We start from the raw sequence: 23,503 nt of genomic DNA, 5'->3' as shown, positions 1-23,503 counted from the left end.
GCTTATAAAGGCCATAAACTCATACTGTATTGTCGCTAGAATATGTGAAACAGGCAAGTTGTGGATTGAAATTAACCTTTGAAATGCATAGAAAGAATCGTCTGATTAAAGCATTAATATAAAAACCAGTCATTCCAGTGCTCGGCTTAAGATAGGTTTTGGCCATGCAAGGTCAAAGCTACCTTGATTTTACCTTAATGTTGGAGTGATTTAATCGTCCAAATAAAAAAGCAGAACTAATTACTGTTCTGCTTTGTTGTTTAGTGTTGGTGAAGCTATTAAATTAAGGTTTTTAGAGTTGTCTTAACAAAGAGAATGCTTGTTGAGTACAATCTCGAGTCACCACAAATCCCACCATGTTATCGGCGCTGTCATAGCCTTTAGCGACAATCCCTTGTGATTGAACATCAATATTCCAACGTGATACTGAGGCTGCATCAGTTTTACCACCAATTTGAATCGGGTAATTAGGGGGGGAACCTTGACCATCATATTGGGCAGTTTCACGCTAGTCACTTCACCCAATAAGGTTTTTGCTAATGCAGACGCACTGATTAAGGTCGGTTGTAAATACGCTTTTACTTGCCCTTCAAATTCAGCGCAATCCCCTAAAGCGTAAATATTAGCATTAGACGTTTGCATGAACTCGTTAACACATATGCCGCGGTTAACCTCAAGCTTGGCAAGTTATTTAGCTAATAGTGAAAAACTGACTGCGATCGCCAAACCGCTGGGCTTGAGTGCAGGTAAATTACATCGATTAATGAAGCGGCTTAATTTAAAGTAAATAATGCCTTCATTAATCTAAAACGATTTAAGGATTTCTGTGGGTTCAAAATTACCCGTAGGGTGGAATATGGCGCATTTGTGCTGGCTGGGCTTATTATCATGGCTTCGTCACTATCACTATCTCAAAGTGATGAGTTGCAGCTTTGATTAATATTACTTTTCCCATAGAATCAATTCACTTAGAGTATAATTTAGGGCTATAACTTAGACTGTAAGCCCCTTGATAAATATGAGAATAACAATGAATAAATTAACCATGTTGTCATGTATCACCTTGCTGGTTTCGTCTTTTGGCAGTGTTGCCAATGACAAGCCGTTTGCCATTGCGATCCATGGCGGAGCAGGCACGATAAACCCCAGTAGTTTTACTCCTGAGCAAGAACAAGCCTATCGCGCTAAATTAAAAGAGGCCGTTGATACGGGTTATGTGGTGTTAGAAAAGGGCGGTTCAAGCCTTGAAGCAGTAACTCAAGCTATTAATGTTTTAGAGGATTCGCCATACTTTAATGCAGGCAAAGGGGCGGTTTATACCCACAATGAACAGCATGAAATGGACGCCTCTATTATGGATGGAAAAACCATGAATGCAGGCGCTGTATCGGGGGTTAAGCACGTTAAAAATCCCATTGATTTGGCGCGTTTGGTGATGGATAAATCAGTACATGTGATGCTCTATGGCGAAGGCGCTGAAGAGTTTGCCTTAACCCAAGGGGTGCCGCTGGTTGCCAATGAGACTTTTAATACTCAACACCGCTATGAATCATTGCAACGGGCTAAAGCTAAAATGGAGCAAGCAAAATTAGATAATAAAGACTATATCGCTTCCCATAATGCACTCGATGTCGAATTTAAAGTGGGCACAGTGGGCGCGGTAGCTCTGGATAAAAGTGGCAATATTAGTGCGGGTACATCAACAGGAGGCATGACCAATAAGCGTTATGGTCGTATTGGTGACGCACCCGTTATTGGCGCAGGCACTTATGCTGAAAACGGTGTCTGTGCAGTATCAGCAACTGGCCATGGTGAATATTTTATTCGCTACCATGTGGCTGGGGATATTTGCGCCAAAGTGAAATACCAAGGTAAATCCATTATTCAAGCTGCCGATGAAGTGATTAATCAGCGCCTTATCACTGCGGGTGGCACCGGCGGGGTTATCGCTATTGATCATCGCGGCAATATTGCCACACCATTTAATACCGAAGGTATGTACCGTGCGACCCGTAAAAAGGGTGAACAAGCCCAAGTGATGATTTGGCGAGATAAGTAAGCCCTTTAGTGCGTTTTTTAATACAAGTATTAAGCACTAGCTAAAAAGGCATCAAGTATTCACTTGGTGCCTTTTTTCTTTTAAGCCTTGTTTAAAACTGTTTAAAACTGTTTAATGTGATTGTGCTTGATTATTAATCACTTGAGGCGGGCAAATATTCCCTTTATCTTAATAGGGTTATTCAAATGTTGAGCTTGTAGTGAATTGTATTAGCAAGATCAATGCTAATAGGTATTACATAAGCGTGAGTCAGCGGTAAGCGATTAAAGTTTCTATAGTGCAAATAGAAAGTGATTGATGGTAACTCGTTAGCTGTTGTTGGACTATAGTTAATAATTCTATTTTTGAAATAAAATGGTCGTTGCTTTGTGTTTTTGTTGCAAAGTTTACAGCTTGTTTTGTTACTGCTTTATGGCTGTTGTACATAAGTATAAAAGTCGAGTTTATATGAGCTAAGCCTCTAAATTATCCGTGAGTTAGATACACAAAACCGTATAGTTATACTGAATTATGATTATGTACCAGCCTCAATAACAAGCTAGCTAAGCACAACACTAAACATAGGTTGTGAGACACAAGCTAAGTAAATGAATATTGAAGGTAGGCGATTAATGGGAAAGTCATTTTTCACATTGAATTTGAATGAATACACGCAAGTTGTGATTTGAAGTAAAAAGGCTACAAATACCTAAACGGCGCTGTTAGCCAGTAATGCAAAGACGATATGTAGTATTTAGGAATTTCTTTAAGATTAAGTATTATTAAGGCTAGTTATGAAAGTGGTTAAAGATGGTGTTTACGAGACGGCAAAAATGAACGTTGTGATTGAGGCTAGCTCTGTCATTAAAACATTCAAAAAGGTGAAGGATTACAAGAAGCGCTACTTCAGAGAAAAAATAGCCTTACAACGATTAATCGGGCTCGATAATTTCCCAAAACTACTTCATTTCGACGATGAAAATACCACGCTGACCATGAGTCGTTTAAAAGGTACTGCACCAGAAACCTTATCAGTGAAACAAATTATCCTGTTACGGGAAATGGTTGCCAATATGCTCGCTCAAGGTGTCGCGCGCCATGCAATGCCTGTGCGAGATTTATTAGCAGACAGTGATGAGAACCTGGGCATGGTTGATTTCGAAAGAATTACATTTCGAAGCTTTGAATGGTCGCCAATTTGGTTGATTGCCAAAAAGGTCAGTCATTACCATTTATATCGTTTAATACGAACTTATCAGCCGCAACAATTAACTGAACAAGAATATGCTTTTCTTGCAAAAACTGACACTATTCGTGATTATCTAATGAAGCTAAAACCATTAAAATTAAAACTAAAAAACATGTTTAAAAACCGCAGTAATAAGTAAGTATTAACTTGCCCCGTGATATAGCGATTTATGCCAAGCTTTAGGTTTAATAATAGCGTGTCAGCAATAGAGCGGTCATCATGTCAGGTATTACAGAATTAAATGCACTATTAAAGTCGATGGAGCCACAACTGCTGCCAGCAGAATTTGTGTTCTGTAAGGTTTCAGGTACGTTAGTTGATTATATTTCCCTTAATCCTGTCGCCACATTTTGTGAAGCAGAAGGATTAACGTTAGTGTTGGAAAAAACTGCCGCCCAACAAGCAGGTTTAGGGTTTGAAGGCTCATTTCGCCAAATAACCTTAACAGTGCATTCAAGTCTTGAAGCTGTAGGGTTAACCGCGGCGGTATCTGCCAAATTAACGGCTTATGGTATTAGTGCTAACGTCATTGCGGCTTATTATCACGATCATATCTTTGTTCCATCAGCTAAGGCCGAGTTGGCTCTTTTAGCCTTAAAAGAGTTTAATGCATAAGGATAAATTCTTTTATCAGCCTGCTTGCGTGGGCTAATACCTCGCTTACTTTTACCTCTCTTACTTTAATTTAGTCGTCATTTTGAAGCGCATCTAAACACCAATCGAGTTTGTTCTATCTGAACTGTTCTACATCTGTCCAGTTTTGCTGGTCACCCAGCCTGTTAATATTTTTTGAATCAAAAACAGCGCTTAAATGGGTCATAAAGGCGCTAAATACTCGGAACTATTGGTAAAATAGCGCATAATCACTCATCAAATAAAAATAATATAACAGTAAGAGTTAGTATGAATTCGATAAATCTCAGTGAACCTTTTTCTCTCAAAAATGGCCAAGTCATTAAAAATCGTCTGTTTAAATCGGCGATGAGTGAGCAGCTCGGCGATAAGCAGCATAATCCAACTACTGGTTTAGTCACTCTTTATCAAAGCTGGGCTGAAGGTGGTATTGGTTTATCTATAACCGGTAATGTCATGGTGGATAGAAGTGCACTTGGTGAACCTAAAAATGTCGCTTTAGATGAGCAAAGTGACTTAGCATTATTTAGTCAGTGGGCTAGTGCAGGAAAGCAAAATAGCTCACAAATATGGATGCAACTTAATCATCCAGGTAAACAAATCCCTAAATTCTTATGCGCTGAGCCCGTCGCTCCTTCTGCAATATCTTTAGGGCGTGGATTAGAAAAAGGCTTTAATACGCCGCGCGCACTCAATGAAACCGAAATTCATCAAATCATAAATAAATTCGTCACTAGCGCCAAGCTTGCAAAACAAGCGGGTTTTACTGGAGTACAAATTCACGGTGCTCATGGTTATCTTGTCAGCCAATTTTTATCAGCAAGGCACAATCAAAGAGATGATAAATGGGGCGGCTCATTAGAAAACCGACTTCGATTTGTACTCGAAGTCTATCGCGCAATACGTAAAGAAGTGGGTGATGATTTTCCTGTTGGAATTAAGCTTAATAGCGCCGACTTTATGAAAGGCGGCTTCACCGAAGAAGAGTCGATGCAGGTTGTGCAAACACTGAGTGATCAGGGTATCGATTTAATCGAAATATCGGGTGGTACTTACGAAAGCCCGTCGATGATGGGCTCTAAAAATAAAACTGAACCTGTAAAGGCAAGCACAATAAAGCGTGAAGCTTATTTTATGGATTACATGGTACAAGTGAGAACGCTGGTTAGTACTCCGCTGGTGGTAACGGGTGGCTTTCGAAGTGCGCCGGCGATGAATGAAGCACTAAATACTTCGGCTACAGACTTTATTGGCATTGCACGAACTATGGCGGTAGACCCTGATTTTCCCAATAAGTTAATTGAAAATCCAAACTATGGCATGCCGCTAACTGTTCCAACTACTGGCAAACCTGCGCTAGACAAAATAGGCATGGTTGGACTGGTGTGGTATGAACACCAAATGTGGCGTATCGCCGCAGGTAAAAAAGCCGACCCCAAATTAAGTGCCCTTGGTGTGGTGTTCAAAACTATTCTAAGTGCTGGTTTACATGCGTTTAAAAAGCGCCGGGCATAGGCAGAAAGCACATAAAAGAACAGGGCTTTATTCATCGATGTCGTGACTCTACCCTCAACGAAAATGTTGCTCGGACATGTTGTAACGTCGATGAGTTCAGCTCACATTTATGTAAGCGGGGCATGTTAAATTCTAAACATCGACCCTAAACTCTAAACATTAGCTGAGATAGGTAATGGATTAGATTAAAGCAAGAACAATTAAGTACAGCTTTGGCTAGCCTCGAGCATAATCATCGAGCTTTCCATTTCGGGAAGCAAAGCCCTTTATAATGATGTGCTAATCAAATCTCTGATAAATTTTATTTTGAATATCTTGTATTAGCTTTTTATCTCCTGTCTGTATACATCCTAAGTAACCTTCTGTTTTTAAGTTATTTAATTAATTTTAAATGAGCCTAAATTAATATTTTTTGTCAAGAAAGCATGAAGCTAAAATAAGTTTTTGTTACTCCGGGAATAGAAAATAATTGACTGATGAACCATAATGTCATTTGAAGTGACATTGTTATCAAAGATAACAAGATGAATATCGTCTATATTGATGTGGTGAGTATCTATTTGTATTAAGTGGGTAGTTTAAATTAGTTGGAAGTAAAATGTTAAATAAAAGAAGCCATATAAACTTATTAAATACATTATGGTTGTTTTGTATTGTTATTTTTAGTCCTCAGTCTCTTGCGTATGATCTTCAAGAGGTTAAGGAATCAGGGGTGCTCAGGCATATTGGCGTTCCCTATGCAAACTTTGTCATTCAATACCCACAAAACGAGAAAACAGTCCTAACAGGTCTCGATGTGGAGCTTATGCAAGGCTTTGCAGAATATTTAGATGTTGAATATCAATTTGTTGAAGCATCTTGGAGCAACCTAATTGGTAAAATTAATGGCCAAAATGCAATCTTTGTAGACAAAAATATTCAGTTAGGATCAAAAGAAGCAATACAAGGCGATGTTATTTCTAATGGATATACCATTCTTGATTGGAGGACTCAACTTGTCGATTTTTCCGAAGTGTATTTTCCATCGGCAGTATGGCTAGTCGCGCGGACAGATTCTAGCTTACAGCCAATTAAGCCTAGTGGTTCGATTACTACTGATATTCAAACGGTAAAATCAAAGCTTTTGGGAAGAGATGTTTTGGCAATGAAGCAATCTTGCTTAGATCCAGATTTATATAATATGGCGCAAACAGGGGCCAATATTATCTTGCCAGTAAAGGCGCGCAAGCTAAATGAAATGGTTCCCGCTATTCTAAATCAAGATGCTGAAAGTACCTTGCTTGATGTACCAGATACACTGATTGCACTGCAAAAGTGGTCGGGCGAAATAAAAGTCATTGGCCCAATATCTGAAGAGCAGCGTATGGCTGTCGCATTCCGTAAAAATTCACCTGAATTACGAAAAGCATTTAATACTTATTTTAAAACAACATTAGTTGACGGCAGTTACATAAAGTTAGTAAAAAAATATTATCCCGATGTCTTCTATTTTTATCCTCAATTTTTTGAAACGTTAGATTAATAGCTGATGAAAGTGATAAAGTTTTTTAGTACTAAAAGTATCATCATAATTGGTGCCGCTATTCTGATTGCGTATCTTGGGTTAATTCTTACTGTCACTCATTTTGGGCAGAGTAAACTCCAAAAATCTCAGGTTAACGTATTGCAGCTTGAGGTCAGTCAATATGTAAAAACCATTGAGTTTATTCTTTCAGTGAGTCAACAATATGTCATTGATTTAGAAGATGATAAAACGGTTAGTACTTTTTTTGCTAATCTCCATTCCGGTATGTCTATGGAGTATGGGCTTGGTTCAAGTTTAACTAATTTACAAAGGCAGTTAGGTTCTTTTGTTGTAAATAGTCAATTAGATGAGCATAAAATATTCAATCGTGTGGTGTTAATTGATTTGTCTGGCAATGCAATCGCAGATACTCATACTGATTTATTTTTTGATAAGGCGAACATTTCAAAGGAAAAAAGCCTAGAACAACAAAGTGAGATTTTTGTAGTAGAAGGTTCCAACGGATTAAAAATACAGTTACATAAAACCGTTTTTCATCAAAGAAAACCTGTTGGAGTATTTGTTGCTGACCTTAATTTACACTTGGTCATCAATCAACTTAAATTACAAAATACTGCTGACCGTCATAGTCGTTTGCAGCTGACAGCCCCTAATGGTAAATCATTACTCATCTGGGACTCTATTTCATCTGACAATAAAAATAATCTCACTTTAAAGCCTGAATTAGCCAATAACATTGCAATTGATAATGAAATTGCAGGTGTTGATTTGTATTTAGAGAGTTGGTTTGAACCTATTTTTGATCAAGATATTCTTACTTCTTCTAATTTCACTTTAATCCTTTCTTTTCTTGCTATCCCCTTGTTATTTGGTCTTTATTACTTATTGAAAATTGATAAGAGTAATACCATTTTACGCACTCAAATTAATGTTTCGGTTAAAGAGCAAGATAAATTAAGTCAGCAAAATGTTTTGTTAGAACGTGAAATAAAAAGGCGTAAACAGTCGGAAAGTCAACTCGCTTATCAAGCAACCCATGACGAACTTACCGGCTTGGTAAATAGGAATGTTAGTCATACATACTTAAGTCAAACTATTCAGCAATCACAAATAAACAACACTGAAATATTAGTCATGTTTATTGATTTAGATAACTTTAAGAAAATTAATGACACACTAGGCCATGCAGCTGGAGACGATATCCTTAAAATGGCAAGTCGTCGCCTACTTGATACCGTGTATGAAACGGATATGGTTGCCCGGTTGGGAGGTGATGAATTTTTACTCATTGCTCAGTCTCAAATGAATATAGGTAGAGCAACAGATCTGGCAACTAAAATTCTTAGTATTTTTGATGAACCATTTATCGTAAATGACTTTGAATTTTTTATAACGGCGAGCATTGGCATGTCTATGTATCCAATGGATGGATATGACCCTGAAACATTGCTGAAAAATGCAGATATGGCCTTGTATCGTGTGAAAGACTCTGGCCGGAATGACTTTAGTTTTTATGACTCAAGTTTAAATGAGTCTTTACAGCAGAGTGTTTTATTAGACAAGCGTTTACGCTTAACCATTAACAATAATGACATTGAGATGTACTATCAACCGATTATTGAGCTAAAAAGTGGCAAAATTGTCGCAGCAGAAGCCCTTATGCGATGGCATGATAACGAGTTAGGCTTTGTTGCACCTGATATATTTATACCGTTGGCAGAAAAAAACGGTTTGATCCATCAACTTGGTGAATTGGCACTTTTGCAAGCTTGCTATAATACGGCAGAATGGCAAGAAATTACCCCAATAAATATAGCGGTTAATTTTTCTAGTGTGCAATTTAGGTATTGTAATGCTCTCCTCGAAAAAATTGAAACAGCCTTAAATGAGAGTCAACTCCCTGCAGATAAATTGACCATTGAAATTACAGAAAGTCTCTTGATCGATCATAATAAAGACTTACTTAATATGCTTAATAAGGTTGATAAACTTGGCATCGGTCTGTCTATTGATGATTTTGGTGTGGGGTATTCATCATTAAGTTACTTACAAAAATTTCCATTTTCAAAACTTAAAATAGACAAAGCATTTATGGATGGTTTGCAAACGAATGCAGCTAATCGGTCATTAGTGACAGCAATATTCGCAATGGCAAATGCACTAAATTTAAAAGTGATCGCTGAGGGAATAGAAGAGCCATATCAAGCGAAATATTTAGCCGATATGAAATGTGAATTTGGTCAAGGGTATCTGTTTAGTAAAGCGGTAACCGCTGATGAATTTAAACAGTTATTACTTAAAGATAAACAACACCCTTTAGGCTTGGTCATTTAACCAACGGATTATACATGGCTTACATAGTCATTTTATATGATTCAGCTAGACCCTTTCTAACTCCTATTGAATCTAGTCGTCATTCAGTGGTTTAGCGATTATCCATTTGCGATTATCCATTTGCGACTATCCATTTGCGATTAACTGGCCAAAGGGGATAGCGAATCAAAGTGACCAAACGTGTCTATCTAAATATGAGTTTTAACTAACTTCTCAAGCGGACAAAACGTAAACTAAACTCCCCCATGTATTCACAAACACAAATTCCTGTTACCGCAATCGACTTATTCAATCAACGAATGTTGTTAAATTTGACTACACTCAATAAGAGTACTTAATGAGTACATTGAAAATAGCTGTCATAGACACAGCAAGCTAGTTTATTGAGCCAATAAGGTAAGCACCAGTGGCTCAATAAATCACCAGCGCGTTATGAATGAGTTAAGGGGTAATATATGGATTCAATAAAAATATCTGAATATATGGATCGACAACCCGTACTGTTAAAAGCCGATATGTCACTGGCTACAGCTGTGGAGCATTTATTAAGCAACAAAAAAGCGGGCGCCGCCGTTATTGATAATAGCGGCGCATTGGTAGGCTTTTTATCTCAGCAAGATTGTATGTCGGTAATGCTTAAAAGTAGTTATCACTGTGATATGACAGAAACTGTGAAAGATTGCATGCAAACAGAGGTACTAACCGCATCGCCCGATGGCAGTATTTTACAACTTGCAGAGCAAATGCTGGGGGCGAAACCTAAAATTTATCCGGTAGTAGAAGGCGGTAAAGTGATTGGCACCATTAACCGAACCAATGTACTAAGTGCGATGAATTTGTACATGCAGCAATGTTATTTAACCCCAGCATAGGCAGGAAAAGTCTAAACTAATACCATTCAGTCTAGTTCCTTGCTAGGATCGCATTTTTTGAAATACTTGCTAGGAATTAGATTTGAATTCAGATCAACACCCGCTCTCTAAAGCATACCTAAACTCATGTTATCAAACCGATGCGGCTAAAATTCGTCGTCGGTTGTTTCAGTTAAAAAAAGAGCCGCAATCTGAAAAGAAAGATCAACTCCTGGCTAAGTTATCAGAGCAAGCCGTTAAAGCGTTTGATAAAGCCCAATATAGGCTTAATAACATTCCTAAAGTGAGTTACCCTGACTCGCTACCTGTATCGCAAAAACGTCATGATATTGCCTCTGCCATTGCCAATAACCAGGTGGTGATAGTTGCTGGTGAAACCGGCTCAGGTAAAACCACTCAGTTACCAAAAATTTGTTTAGAGTTAGGCCTTGGTACCCGTGGCTTAATTGGTCATACCCAGCCAAGACGATTAGCCGCAAGAAGTGTGGCAAATCGCGTCGCTGAAGAGATAAACAGCCCGCTAGGCGAGGTTGTTGGCTTTAAAGTCCGTTTTGCTGATGCCATTAGTCCAGATAGTTACATCAAGCTAATGACCGACGGTATTTTATTAGCGGAATTGACCTCTGATAAGTTCTTGAATCAATACGATGCCATCATCATTGATGAAGCTCATGAGCGTAGCCTCAATATCGATTTCATTTTAGGCTACTTAAAACAAGTGCTTAAAAAGCGTCCTGATTTAAAAGTTATTATTACCTCAGCAACCATTGATGTTGAGCGCTTCTCGAAGCATTTCAATCAAGCCCCTGTCATTGAAGTATCTGGACGTACTTTCCCGGTTGAGACTCGCTACAGGCCATTAGTCCGTGATACCGATGCAGACCTAGATGTCAGTGACGGTATTTTTTCTGCTGTTGATGAGTTAATGGCAGAAGGCCCTGGTGATATCTTGATTTTCATGAACGGTGAGCGAGAAATTCGTGATACCACCGAAATGCTGCGCAAGCAAAATTATCGCGATACTGAAGTGCTGCCGCTATATGCGCGTTTATCCTATGGCGAGCAATCAAAAGTCTTTAAAAGTCATGTAGGCCGCAGAATTGTATTGGCAACCAATGTCGCTGAAACATCATTAACGGTACCTGGGATTCGCTATGTTATTGATCCCGGCACAGCGCGTATTAGCCGCTACAGTTACCGCACTAAGGTGCAGCGTTTACCTATTGAACCAATATCACAAGCCAGTGCTAATCAGCGCCAAGGTCGTTGTGGTCGTGTTGCGGCGGGTATTTGTATTCGTTTATACGATGAATTGGATTTTATGCAGCGTCCGGAATTTACCGACCCTGAAATCCTGCGTACTAACTTAGCATCGGTTATTTTGCAGATGTTAGCCATTGGTTTAGGCGATATCGCTGGATTCCCGTTTATTCAGCCGCCAGAAGAGAAACACATCCGTGATGGTTTCTTATTGCTTGAAGAGCTACAGGCGGTTAAAAAGCAGCGCAAAGATCTGGTGCTGACAAACTTGGGTCGAAATCTCGCTAAAATCCCGTTAGATCCTCGCTTAGCCCGTATGGTGCTTGAAGCAAAAGATATGAATTGTCTACATGAAGTGATGGTTATTGCTGCTGGTTTGTCGATTCAAGACCCACGCGAAAGACCCATAGATAAGAAGCAAGCGGCGGACGAGTGTCACAAACGCTATACCGATAAAGACTCTGACTTTGCCAGTTGGGTTAATTTGTGGAATTACATTAAAGATCAAAAAAACGAGTTATCGGCAAGCCAATTTAGAAAGCAGTGCCGTGAAGAATATTTAGCCTATTTACGGGTACGTGAATGGCAAGATTTATACACCCAGCTTAAACAAGCCGTGCATGACTTAAAGTGGCGTTTAAATGATACCCCTGCAAGTTATGACAACCTGCATAAAGCCTTATTGTCAGGTTTGTTGAGTCATATTGGTTTTAAAGATGCCAATAACGAGTACCTTGGTGCCCGTAACCGTAAGTTTTTTGTGTTCCCGGGGTCACCACTGGCTAAAAAAGGCCCTAAGTGGATCATGGCAGCAGAGCTAACTGAAACCTCGCGTTTATTTGCTCGCTGCTGCGCAAAAATTCAGCCTGAATGGTTAGAGCCTCTTGCTGCGCATTTGATTAAGAAAAATCATATCGAGCCGCACTTTGAAGCCAAACCCGCCAGTGTTATCGCTTTTGAAAACCAAGTGCTTTACGGCTTAACCGTGGTTAATCGCCGCCGAGTGCAATATGGCCCGATAGAACCTGTGGAAGCGCGGGAGATATTTATTCGCAGCGCATTAGCAGAAGGGCAGTTACAAACCAAAGAACCGTTTTTTGTTAAAAACCAGCAGCTACTTAATGATATTGAATCCCTAGAGCACAAATCACGTCGCCGCGATATTTTAGTTGATGAACAAGTGCTGGTGGATTTTTACGAACCGATAATTCCGCAAGGGATTTATAACGCGCCACTATTTTTTAAATGGTGGAAAGAAGCCCGTAAAGCCTCACCTGAGTTACTTGATTTTAACCAAGAGCTGTTAATGCAGCGCAGTGCTGACCATGTTTCAGCATTGGATTTTCCTGAGATTTGGCATAAAGCCAACTTGGGCTTAAAAGTGAGTTATCACTTTGAGCCCGCGGCGGTTGATGATGGCGTGTCTATTCATATTCCTGTGGCGTTAATTAACCAAATTGATACTGCAGACTTTGATTGGTTAGTGCCGGGGTTACGCGAAGAAAAAGTAGTGGCGCTGATTAAATCATTACCTAAAACCCTGCGTCGTAATTTTGTACCCGCACCTGATTATGGCCGAGCTTGTGTACAAGCGATGGAGCCGTTTGCAATGCCAATGCTTGATTCTATGTGCAAACAGTTATTAAGAATGACAGGTACCCGTATTAGCGCTGATGATTTTGATTTAAGCCAGGTAAGCGCGCATCTGACAATGAATTTTAAAATTGAAGATGATAAACATCGCTTGGTAGATCAAGGTAAAGATCTCGATGCCTTGAAAGATAAACTGCAAGGTGTGGTGGCTAAAGCCATTCGCAATGTCGCTGAAGATGGCATTGAAAAGAAAGATATTACTACTTGGTCATTTGGCGACTTACCTAAGCAATATCAAAAACGCAGAGGTAATTATGAAGTTAAAGCTTACCCAGCGTTAATCGATGACAAAACCCAAGTATCGATTAAGCTATTTGACGATGAGTTTGAAGCAGAGCGACATCATAGAGCAGGTTTAAGACGCTTATTGCTGATTAACATTCCGTCACCGGTTAAGCATTTACAAAAAGCATTGCCTAACAAAGCCAAGCTTGCGATGTATTTTAATCCGTTTGGACAAGTACAGTTGTTAATTGACGATATAATTTCGGCATCAGTGCAGCAACTACTTGATGAAAAACAATTAGATGTGCGCAATGAACAGCAATTTGAGCAAGCTAAAGATTGGGTTAGACAAGAGCTTAATGGCTATGCTGAACAAATCTCACTGCAAGTGGAGCAAGTGCTGACTATCTATCAACGCATCAAAAAACGCTTAAAAGGCAAGATCAGCTTAGATATTGCCTTTGCGATGAGTGACATCAACAACCAGCTTGATAAGTTAGTGTTTAGAGGTTTTGTTGAGCATTGCGGTTGGAAACGGCTCGCTGATGTCGGCCGTTACCTTAAAGCGATAGAGAATCGCCTTGAAAAGCTGCCTGTTGACCCAACCCGTGATCGCTTACATATGGTGAGCATTAGTAAACTTCAGGACTTACTTTCAGCGCAATTAGCCAAGGTACCTAAAACTCAACCAGTGCCAGAAGCACTGCTTGAAGCCCGCTGGATGATAGAAGAATACCGAGTGTCTTGCTTTGCGCAGGTACTTGGTACAGCTTATCCAATTTCTGAAAAACGGGTCGTCATGCATATAAAGCAGGCATGATGGGTGACTAATCCTGTTTGTTAAGTTTAAATACCAATAAAAACGCGTAATTTACGCGTTTTTTTATGGGTAAATTTTGCGCCGCCGCGAGTGACAAGTGTTTAAATGCCCTGACAGTGAAATCTGTTGTTGAAGTTAAAATTCTAACAATTTAATGCTAATTTGTGATCTTTTATGAAAGACTTTCAGTTTTAGGAGCGTAAAAATCGTATATAAACGAATACCTTGTATATTGAACATACGATTTGGTAAGTTTTTCGTAATTATTGGTATCATTAAAAGTGTTGGCTTGCTACAATTAGCCTTAAGAAGACCGATGGTTGCGCTTCTCTGTATTGGTAAATGTCACCCCTAATTATAGACATGCCATGCACCTTACAAACGACCTAAGATTGATAGGAGTTATTATGGAAGTTCATGAATATGATAATGCTTATTACCAAGTAAAAGACGATGTTTTAGAGTCGTTACCTACTGAAGAAGAATAAGCGGATCGAACTAATAGTATTAGCTCTTTCACAAGCATAAAAAAAGCAGCCTCAGCTGCTTTTTTTATGCTTAAAATTCGCGAGTCGAGCTAGCTTAACTCACGTTGGCTAAAGACCGCTTACAGGTCAATGCGGCCCTTTTCAGTTATTACGCCAGTGATGGTCCAACGGTTACCGTTTTTAATGAGTTTAATGGTACGGTCATCAACCCAAGGGTTGCCGCCTTTTAAGCCTTCCATTTTAACTTTTACATCAACTTCATCGGTAAATTTGCGGAAAAAGTCGATATTGATATCGTCAACACTCATATTAACCTCTGTCATGGACAGCCCCAACACATGGCGCTGTACTGCTGAGGCAATATGGTAATGGGAGATGATATCTTTTAATTCTTGATTGACATAAATCATGGCTTGATTGATATCTCTATCAACATAAATAGCATTAAAGAATCCCAATGATACTTCTTCAGGGGAGAGTGGTTTTTCTAATCGGCCTTGAGGGTTTTGTTCAGAAGGACTGCAGGCACTTAAAAGTAATAAACAGATAATAACAACGATTTTATGCATGATGAGTTGATAAGGTAAAATAAGATGATTGAGTATCGCTATTTAAAGGCTCAGACACAAGAATAACGCAAATATTCCAGAAAATATTAAATAGATCTTGACTGAAAAACTCAGCCGTGGCATATCTTAGTAACTCAATACTTCGACTGCTATGTATAACTTCATGTTATCCACAAAATCTGTGGACAACTATGTTGAAGACTATATTCTGCCTGCGTAACGTCATGAAAATTAACAGTTATCAATGCTGGTTAAAAAATAACATCATAATTTCCCCCTCGAATCTTTTTACTTTTCACTTGCTTTTTTATCATTTTATCCTTGCATTTGGGTAATAAATCCTTTTAGGTCGTTGAAAATTCAACCCTTGTTTAATGCTGAAACCCTATGCATATTCATGTCATAAATGCAGTGTGAATAGCGGCGTTCTTGCTGGGGATATTTAGTGGCTTACAGACCACAACAGATTTTTATTACTCGATGACGTATGACGTGCATGGATGAGCAATTTACTGATAATGGCATAGGTTTTTTACCATAGAAGGTTACTGAGGTATTTTTAAGGTGGTAGCGGTTAATGGCAGGGTATTTTAAGTAGGGGAAGTGAGAGTAGCAAGTTGTAAAGTCGCCTGCTTGTTAGCTTAAATTTTGGTTTTACAGCCTAATAACAGTGCTGTCATTGTTCAGCTTTTGTAATTACGGCTTAGTTTTAAATGAATTTGGCCCCAAAAAAAAGCACTAGCGTTAGACGTTAGTGCTTTTCGGCTTAAAACTTAGCGCAGCTTACATCGCGCTACTTAAAGTCATTAAGCTTGTTCGTTTTGTTTAGCTTGAATCGCAGTCAATGCGATGGTGTAAACAATATCATCGACCAATGCGCCGCGTGATAAATCGTTTACTGGTTTGCGCATACCTTGCAGCATTGGACCAATACTGATCAGATCAGCACTACGCTGTACCGCTTTGTAAGTCGTATTACCAGTATTTAAGTCTGGGAATACGAATACCGTCGCTTTACCAGCTACAGGGCTGTTAGGCGCTTTAGAACGGGCCACATTTTCCATCACTGCCGCATCATATTGTAATGGACCGTCAATGACTAAGTCAGGGCGTTTTTCTTTCGCGATACGGGTTGCTTCACGTACTTTATCAACATCAGAACCGGTACCTGAAGTACCCGTTGAGTAGCTGATCATCGCAACGCGCGGCTCAATACCAAATGCAGCAGCAGATTCAGCTGATTGAATGGCAATATCTGCTAATTGATCAGGGTTTGGATCTGGGTTAATCGCACAGTCACCATAAACAAGTACTTGATCAGGCATCAACATAAAGAAGATAGATGACACTAAGCTTGAGCCTGGCGCTGTTTTAATTAACTGCAGCGGTGGGCGAATGGTATTGGCAGTGGTATTTACTGCGCCTGAAACGATACCGTCAACTTCATCTTGCGCCAGCATCATGGTGCCTAACACCATGTTATCTTCTAACTGCTCTTTAGCGACAACTTCAGTAAGGCCTTTGTGACGACGTAAATCAAGCATACCTTCTACATAGCGCTCACGTGCTTGCAGTGGATCGATGATTTGTACGCCTTCACCTAAAACCACATCTTGTGATGCAGCAATACGTTGAATTTCTTCTGCATTACCTAAAAGTACACAACGGGCAATGCCACGTTCAGCACAAATAGCGGCAGCTTTAATGGTTCTTGGCTCTTCACCTTCAGGCAGGACAATGGTCTTTTTCGCAGCGCGAGCAAGTTCAGTTAACTTGTATCTAAATGCTGGTGGCGATAAACGATGTTCTCTTGGCGAGTTTTCAGTAACGCTTTCAATCCAGCTTTGATCAATATGACTGGCAACATATTCTTGAACGTAGTCAATACGTACAGCGTCATCAACCGGTACTTCATGGTCAAAACGTTGAATATTAAGCGATGTCTGCCATGTGTTACTGTCTACAAGGAATACCGGTAAACCGGTATCAAAGGCACGTTCACACAATGCCATGACTTCTGGTTCAGGCTCGTAACCACCAGTCAGTAATAACGCACCAATTTTCACGCCGTTCATGGCGGCAAGACAGGCTGCGACAATCACGTCAGAGCGATCCCCTGAGGTGACCAATAATGAGTCGGTGCGCATATGAGTAACCATGTTTGGAATACTACGGGCACAGAAGGTCACTTTACGTAAACGACGGGTGTTCATTTCACCGGCATTGATGATTTTGGCATGTAAATGCTTGGCTAAATCAGATGCACGTGGAGACACTAAGTCCAGGTTATATGGCACGCTACCTAAAATGCGTAATGGGCTTTTACCTGGCAGTTGGAACATCGCTGATGAATCAGCTTTGTTAATGTCGGTGTGATCAAATATCTCTGATAAGTCAGGACGTGTTGCGCCTTCTTCATCAACAGGTGCACCAATTTTATTGATGATAGAACCAATAAGACGTTTGTTTTTAACGCCGCCCCAAGAGTTATAAGCGATTTCTAAGCGGTTCATTAGACCGTTAGGTGAATCGTTACCCGGAGTCGCGATGAAAATGATATCCGCATCTAATGCTTTAGCAATTTCAAAGTTAATGTCATCTGAGAAAGGGTGGTTACGCGTTGGCACTAAACCTTCAATAACGATGGTCTCAGTGTTTGATGCACATTCACTCGCGCGAGCAATGATTTGCTCCATGAGTACATCAATTTGCTCTGCACGGATCAGGTTCTCAGCATGTTCCATTGAAAATGGCTCAAGCGGGTTAACCGTTGGAGAGTGACTTAAAATGGTGGTTGAACGTTCAGGGCCGGTATCGCCGTTACGGATTTGCGCGATAGGCTTGAAAAATTGAACTTTAACACCTTTGCGCTCTAAGGCACGTACCATCCCAAGGCTTAATGAGGTTAAACCTACACCTGTGCCGATTGGAATTAACATGATATTACGAGACATAAAAACCTCTAATATAAATTGAACAAAGCCTGTTTAATAACAGGCTTTAAAAAGAATTAAGCAATTAACGATTAAGCAGTGATCAGCTTGATAGCATCTTCTGCGATAACCCATTCTTCGTTAGTTGGGATAACCATCGCAACTGTGCTGCCTTCTTCAGTGATAATACCTTCATTACCGAAACGCGCTGCAGTGTTCTTTTCTGCATTCACTTGGAAGTTGAAAATTTGCAGCATGTTAAGTACTTTTTCACGGATGAGATCTGAGTTTTCACCGATACCACCAGTGAAGATAACAGCATCTAAACGACCTAATGGCACAGTGTAAGAAGCAATGTACTTAGCTAAACGGTAGCAGAAAATTTCTAATGCTAAGGTTGCGCCTTTATGGCCATCTTTATAACCGTCTTCAATACCGCGGCAGTCGTTAGTCAGCTCTGAAATACCTAATAAACCACTTTGCTTATTGATTAAGTTATGAACTTCATCAAGGGTGTAACCTAATTGGTTCACTAAATGGAACACGATTGAAGGATCCATATCGCCACAACGTGTACCCATTACTAGGCCTTCAAGTGGTGTTAGACCCATTGAAGTATCAACGCTCTTTCCGCCTTTAATGGCAGTAACAGATGCACCGTTACCAAGATGGGCAACGACAACATTAGTATCAGCAACGTCTTTGTTTAATACTTTAGCGGCTTCGCGGCTAACAAATAAGTGGCTAGTACCGTGCATGCCATAACGACGAATACCATGTTCACGGTATAGTTTGTAAGGAAGTGCATAAACATAAGCACGCTCAGGCATGGTTTGGTGGAAAGCTGTATCAAATACCGCAACTTGAGGAAGTTTTGGGAATGATGCAATAGCAGCGCGAATACCAATTAAATGTGCAGGGTTATGAAGTGGTGCCAGTGATGCACAGTCTTCGATACCTTTGATCACATCTTCAGTGATAAGCACTGAACGAGAGTATTTCTCTCCACCATGAACAATACGATGACCAATAGCTTGGATTTGAGCAGCAAGTTCTGGCTGACCAGCAAGAATATCTTTAACAATAAATTCAACCGCTTCACGGTGAGCAGTAAATGCACCTAAACTAGCTTCATTTTTCGCGCCGTTTACTTTCCATTTAATACGTGAATCTTCTAAACCGAAACATTCCGCAAGACCAGAGATATAATCATCACCTGAAACGGCATCAATAACGGCAAATTTTAAAGAAGAGCTACCACAGTTGAGAACCAATACGAGTTTTTCTGACATGTTGAGACCTTTACATTCTAATCGAACAAAATTTAAATTGATGTGAAACCTTGTTATTTCAACAATCAATCATAGTTAATGATTTACAAATTAGCCGATAAATTTAGCTGAAATTTGGGGCTAAATAGGGCTGTGTGCTATTGTGCATGTATCTATTAATTGATTTAGGGCATACCGTTGAACGTAAAAGTATTCAAAATCATCGGTGATGGTCGACGTTATATGAAAACGTGGCCAATGATCCGACAACTTGGGTTTTATTTCCCTGAATACCGCGTTGTAAGGGCAACCCATTTAGGCATCATGTTCATGCCTTTTTTTGCTATTTTGGCTGCAATGAGCCAAGTGTATGTCAATGGATGGGCGTTTTTGCCCCAAGCCATTGCCATTTTATTATTTTTTATCAGCTTACCTGTTCAAGGCTTGCTGTGGTTGGGCTGGCGTGCAAGACACCCGTTGCCACTGACCTTATTTGATTGGGCTAACCAACTCAGTGCAAAGCTAACCGCAATGGGGATTAGCAATAAACCGTTGGGCCCTAAAGCGTGTTACTTAGATATGGCAGTGATTTTAAAAGTGGCCTTTGACCGTTTAGATCGCAGTTACTGGGAAGAGCTATAGCCTTCAAGGGTTACACACTTTAAAAATGACTGAGTCAATCATAAGTTAGCGAAACTTAATAATTGGCACTTATTCCACGCTCGACGAATACCGCTTTAATGGCTTCCATAGTTTCTTTACTTGGCGGCTCTACACCTTCTAACGGATAGGTTTCACCGAAAGCTTCCCACTTATGGGTGCCAAGCTGGTGGTAGGGCAGTAATTCAACTTTCTCAACGTTTGTCATCGGCTTGATAAAATCTGCCAAGGCAATGGCTGAGTCGATATCTTCAGTAAAACCGTTAACCACAACATATCTAACCCAAGTTTTTTGCTGACGTTTAGCAAGGTGCTGTGCAAATTGCAGTGTGCGTTGGTTGCTCACTTTGGTTAAATCAATGTGTTTGGCATCATTCATTTGCTTGATATCAAGCAATACTAAGTCGGTGTTATCGAGTAGTTCATCGATAATCGGTGTGTATTTTCGAACGAAACCATTGGTATCGAGACAGGTATGCAAATCGTTTTGTTTACAGGCTTTAAAGAGCTCGTTTACGAAATCAGCTTGAAGAATCGCTTCTCCACCAGTTGCTGTAACGCCACCTGATTTTAAGAAAGGTTTGTAGCTGATGATTTGGCTCATGAGTTCATCAACACTGACCTCTTTACCACCATCTAAATCCCAAGTGTCACGGTTATGGCAGTATTGGCATTTCATTAAGCAGCCTTGCATAAAGGCAACGAAACGAATGCCTGGGCCATCTACTGTGCCAAAAGACTCGATTGAGTGAATGCGACCTGTGGTCATGAGAACTCCGAACAAACAAATGAAAAAAGGTTGTGCTAATTAGCAATAGTGACATCACTTATATTAGCACAACCGATTTTAGTTGATATTACATGCTTTTAGTAAAGGTACGTGTAATAACATCTTGTTGCTGTTCAGGTGTTAACGCGTTGAAACGTACCGCATAACCAGACACACGAATGGTTAACTGTGGGTATTTGTCAGGGTTAACAATCGCGTCTTCAAGCATTTCGCGGTTCATTACGTTAACGTTTAAGTGTTGACCACCTTCACTGTTAGCGTTGCTCATGAAGTAACCATCCATCAATGATGCAAGGTTAGCACGACGTCCAACTTCATCTTTACCTAGTGCATTTGGCACGATAGAGAATGTGTAAGAAATACCGTCTTGTGCGTGAGCAAATGGCAGTTTAGCTACTGATGTTAATGAAGCGATTGCGCCATTTTCATCACGACCATGCATTGGGTTAGCACCCGGAGCAAATGGTGCGCCAGCTGGACGACCATCAGGTGTAGTACCCGTTTTCTTACCGTATACAACGTTAGAAGTAATAGTAAGAATAGACTGTGTTGGAATCGCATTACGGTACATTTTCATGGTACGGATCTTAGCCATGAAACGCTCAACTAAGTCACAAGCGATGTCATCTACACGTGGGTCATTGTTACCAAATTTTGGATATTCACCAGAAATATCAAAATCAATTGCAATGCCGTCTTCGTCACGGATTGGCTTAACAGTACCGTATTTAATTGCAGATAGTGAATCGGCTGCAATTGAAAGACCTGCGATACCACATGCCATGGTGCGACGTACATCACGGTCATGTAATGCCATTAATGAAGCTTCGTATGAATACTTATCATGCATGTAATGGATAGAGTTAAGTGCTGTCACGTATTGTGTCGCTAACCAATCCATTAAGCCGTCTAAACGACCCATTACATCATCAAATTCTAATACTTCTGATGTGATTGCATCTGCTTTAGGTGCAACTTGGATTTTTAGTTTTTCATCAACACCGCCGTTGATAGCGTAAAGCATGGTTTTCGCTAAGTTGGCACGGGCACCGAAGAACTGCATATGTTTACCCACAATCATTGGGCTAACACAACAGGCAATTGCGTAATCATCTGATTCGAAATCAGGACGCATTAAGTCATCATTTTCGTACTGGATTGAGCTCGTATCGATTGATACTTTTGCACAGTAGTTTTTGAAACCTTGTGGCAGCTCATTTGACCATAATACGGTAATGTTTGGCTCAGGGCTTGGGCCCATGTTGTAAAGCGTGTGTAAGAAACGGAAGCTTGATTTAGTTACCAAAGTACGACCGTCTAAACCCATACCAGCAATTGATTCAGTTGCCCAGATTGGGTCGCCTGAGAACAATTCATCGTATTCAGGAGTACGTAAGAAACGCACCATACGAAGTTTCATTACGAAATGGTCAACCATTTCTTGTGCTTGTTCTTCAGTGATAACACCGTTAGCGATGTCACGTTCAACGAAGATATCGATGAAAGTAGAAGTACGGCCCAATGACATTGCTGCGCCATTTTGGCTCTTAACAGCTGCAAGGTAACCAAAGTAAGTCCATTGGATTGCTTCTTTTGCATTCGTCGCAGGAAGAGAAATATCACAGCCGTATTTTGCTGCCATTTTCTTGATTTGACCCAATGCACGATGTTGCTCTGCAATTTCTTCACGCAGTTGCATTGTGTAAGTTAAATCTTCGCCAGCTTCAAAACCTGCTTGAAGTGAAGAGAACTGAGCGTATTTATCTTGCATTAGGTAGTCAATACCGTAAAGCGCGATACGACGGTAATCACCAATGATACGGCCACGGCCATATGCATCAGGTAAACCAGTTAAAATACCAGATTTACGACAAGCCATAATTTCAGGAGTATAAATATCGAATACACCTTGGTTATGGGTTTTACGTAATTCAGAATAAGTGTATTTAACGTCTGCGTTTAATTCGCGGCCATAAGCTTTACAAGAGCCTTCAACCATACGAATACCACCATTTGGCAGCATTGAACGCTTAAGCGGCGCATCAGTTTGCAAACCAACGATAGTTTCTAAATCTTTATTGATGTAACCAGCATCATGAGAAGTAATGGTCGAAACCATTTCTGTGTCGAAATCAACAGGTGCGTGGGTTGCATTTTCTTGCTTGATGCCAACCATCACTTTTTCCCAAAGTGATTCAGTAGCTGCGGTAGCGCCAGCTAGGAAAGATTCATCACCTTCATATGGGTTGTAGTTTTTCTGAATAAAGTCACGAACGTTGACTTCTGTTTTCCAGTCGCCAGCTTCAAAACCTTGCCACGCATTTGCAAATAACTCTGTTTTATCGGTCATGGTAATTTACCTTCTCGTCAATTAACTGCTGCTGAACTGCGACTTGATGTTAGTTGATGTCTATTACAAACAAGTTAGCAGAACAAAAATTGAGATCCCTATTGATGGATGATCGCAAGGGCATCTAATCCGTTGGCTTAACCGTTATCGTAATAGCGATTAAGCTAAATTTCCCATTTATCTAAATTGGTAAGACCAATTTACCCTGCAAAGATTAACATAGCTTTGGGTTAACTTCACTTAAAAAAATAAAATTTGGCTATGCTAACAGTGAAACTGTTAAGTGCTTAACAGTTTCTGAGCAAAAAATTTTTTATT

Annotated in this window: 16 protein-coding genes; 10 read left to right on the top strand and 6 right to left on the bottom strand. The window is 40.1% G+C overall.

The window, feature by feature from the left end; translation table 11 throughout:
* Window positions 1-292: 292 nt before the first annotated feature.
* Window positions 293-412: a hypothetical protein gene (locus tag AB4160_RS17300; RefSeq protein ID WP_368389880.1), complete on the bottom strand. Its 120-nt coding sequence runs from the start codon at window positions 410-412 to the stop codon at window positions 293-295.
* A gap of 228 nt (window positions 413-640) precedes the next feature.
* Here AB4160_RS17300 and AB4160_RS17295 point away from each other — a divergent pair, with 228 nt between their 5' ends.
* From AB4160_RS17295 to hrpA, 9 genes are all read left to right on the top strand, one after another.
* A complete protein-coding gene (locus AB4160_RS17295; protein WP_157936132.1) occupies window positions 641-787 on the top strand; it encodes a hypothetical protein in 147 nt (48 codons plus the stop codon).
* A gap of 243 nt (window positions 788-1,030) precedes the next feature.
* Window positions 1,031-2,059, top strand: a complete 1,029-nt coding sequence (locus AB4160_RS17290) for an isoaspartyl peptidase/L-asparaginase family protein (protein WP_372005650.1) — start codon at window positions 1,031-1,033, stop codon at window positions 2,057-2,059.
* 773 nt (window positions 2,060-2,832) lie between these two features.
* Window positions 2,833-3,426 carry a hypothetical protein gene (locus AB4160_RS17285; protein ID WP_102439886.1) on the top strand — a complete coding sequence of 198 codons (594 nt, stop codon included), beginning with the start codon at window positions 2,833-2,835 and terminating at the stop codon, window positions 3,424-3,426.
* Window positions 3,427-3,506: 80 nt separating this feature from the next.
* Complete coding sequence (locus tag AB4160_RS17280) at window positions 3,507-3,902, top strand: ACT domain-containing protein (RefSeq protein ID WP_372005648.1); 396 nt, start codon at window positions 3,507-3,509, stop codon at window positions 3,900-3,902.
* Window positions 3,903-4,190: 288 nt separating this feature from the next.
* Window positions 4,191-5,435, top strand: coding sequence for an NADH:flavin oxidoreductase/NADH oxidase family protein (locus tag AB4160_RS17275; RefSeq protein WP_372005646.1), 1,245 nt, complete (start codon window positions 4,191-4,193; stop codon window positions 5,433-5,435).
* A gap of 598 nt (window positions 5,436-6,033) precedes the next feature.
* On the top strand, window positions 6,034-6,957 hold the full coding sequence (locus AB4160_RS17270) for a transporter substrate-binding domain-containing protein (protein ID WP_102439883.1): 924 nt from the start codon (window positions 6,034-6,036) through the stop codon (window positions 6,955-6,957).
* A gap of 6 nt (window positions 6,958-6,963) precedes the next feature.
* On the top strand, window positions 6,964-9,294 hold the full coding sequence (locus tag AB4160_RS17265; RefSeq protein WP_372005644.1) for a putative bifunctional diguanylate cyclase/phosphodiesterase: 2,331 nt from the start codon (window positions 6,964-6,966) through the stop codon (window positions 9,292-9,294).
* 455 nt (window positions 9,295-9,749) lie between these two features.
* Window positions 9,750-10,166 carry a CBS domain-containing protein gene (locus AB4160_RS17260; protein WP_372005642.1) on the top strand — a complete coding sequence of 139 codons (417 nt, stop codon included), beginning with the start codon at window positions 9,750-9,752 and terminating at the stop codon, window positions 10,164-10,166.
* Between the two features lie 82 nt (window positions 10,167-10,248).
* Window positions 10,249-14,124: an ATP-dependent RNA helicase HrpA gene (gene hrpA / locus AB4160_RS17255; RefSeq protein WP_372005640.1), complete on the top strand. Its 3,876-nt coding sequence runs from the start codon at window positions 10,249-10,251 to the stop codon at window positions 14,122-14,124.
* A 607-nt stretch (window positions 14,125-14,731) separates the two neighbouring features.
* On the opposite strand, the gene AB4160_RS17250 is transcribed toward hrpA, so the two are convergent.
* The 3 genes from AB4160_RS17250 to ackA form a co-directional block, all read right to left on the bottom strand.
* A complete protein-coding gene (locus AB4160_RS17250; protein ID WP_102439878.1) occupies window positions 14,732-15,181 on the bottom strand; it encodes a hypothetical protein in 450 nt (149 codons plus the stop codon).
* An 806-nt stretch (window positions 15,182-15,987) separates the two neighbouring features.
* Complete coding sequence (pta, locus tag AB4160_RS17245; protein ID WP_102439877.1) at window positions 15,988-18,135, bottom strand: phosphate acetyltransferase; 2,148 nt, start codon at window positions 18,133-18,135, stop codon at window positions 15,988-15,990.
* Window positions 18,136-18,206: 71 nt separating this feature from the next.
* Complete coding sequence (gene ackA / locus AB4160_RS17240) at window positions 18,207-19,406, bottom strand: acetate kinase (protein WP_102439876.1); 1,200 nt, start codon at window positions 19,404-19,406, stop codon at window positions 18,207-18,209.
* Between the two features lie 177 nt (window positions 19,407-19,583).
* Here ackA and yfbV point away from each other — a divergent pair, with 177 nt between their 5' ends.
* Complete coding sequence (gene yfbV / locus AB4160_RS17235; protein ID WP_102439875.1) at window positions 19,584-20,027, top strand: terminus macrodomain insulation protein YfbV; 444 nt, start codon at window positions 19,584-19,586, stop codon at window positions 20,025-20,027.
* Window positions 20,028-20,082: 55 nt separating this feature from the next.
* Here the strand turns inward: yfbV and pflA are convergent, their stop codons facing one another.
* Window positions 20,083-20,814: a pyruvate formate lyase 1-activating protein gene (gene pflA, locus AB4160_RS17230; protein WP_102519459.1), complete on the bottom strand. Its 732-nt coding sequence runs from the start codon at window positions 20,812-20,814 to the stop codon at window positions 20,083-20,085.
* An 88-nt stretch (window positions 20,815-20,902) separates the two neighbouring features.
* Entirely contained in the window at window positions 20,903-23,185 is a 2,283-nt protein-coding gene (pflB, locus tag AB4160_RS17225; protein WP_303502716.1) for a formate C-acetyltransferase, read from the bottom strand.
* Between the last annotated feature and the right edge of the window lie 318 nt (window positions 23,186-23,503).

The organism is Shewanella sp. 10N.286.51.B8, assembly GCF_041469325.1.
Taxonomy (GTDB): Bacteria; Pseudomonadota; Gammaproteobacteria; order Enterobacterales; family Shewanellaceae; genus Shewanella.
Note: the sequence above shows the minus strand (reverse complement) of the source record. Positions and strands in the feature narration are given on the sequence as shown.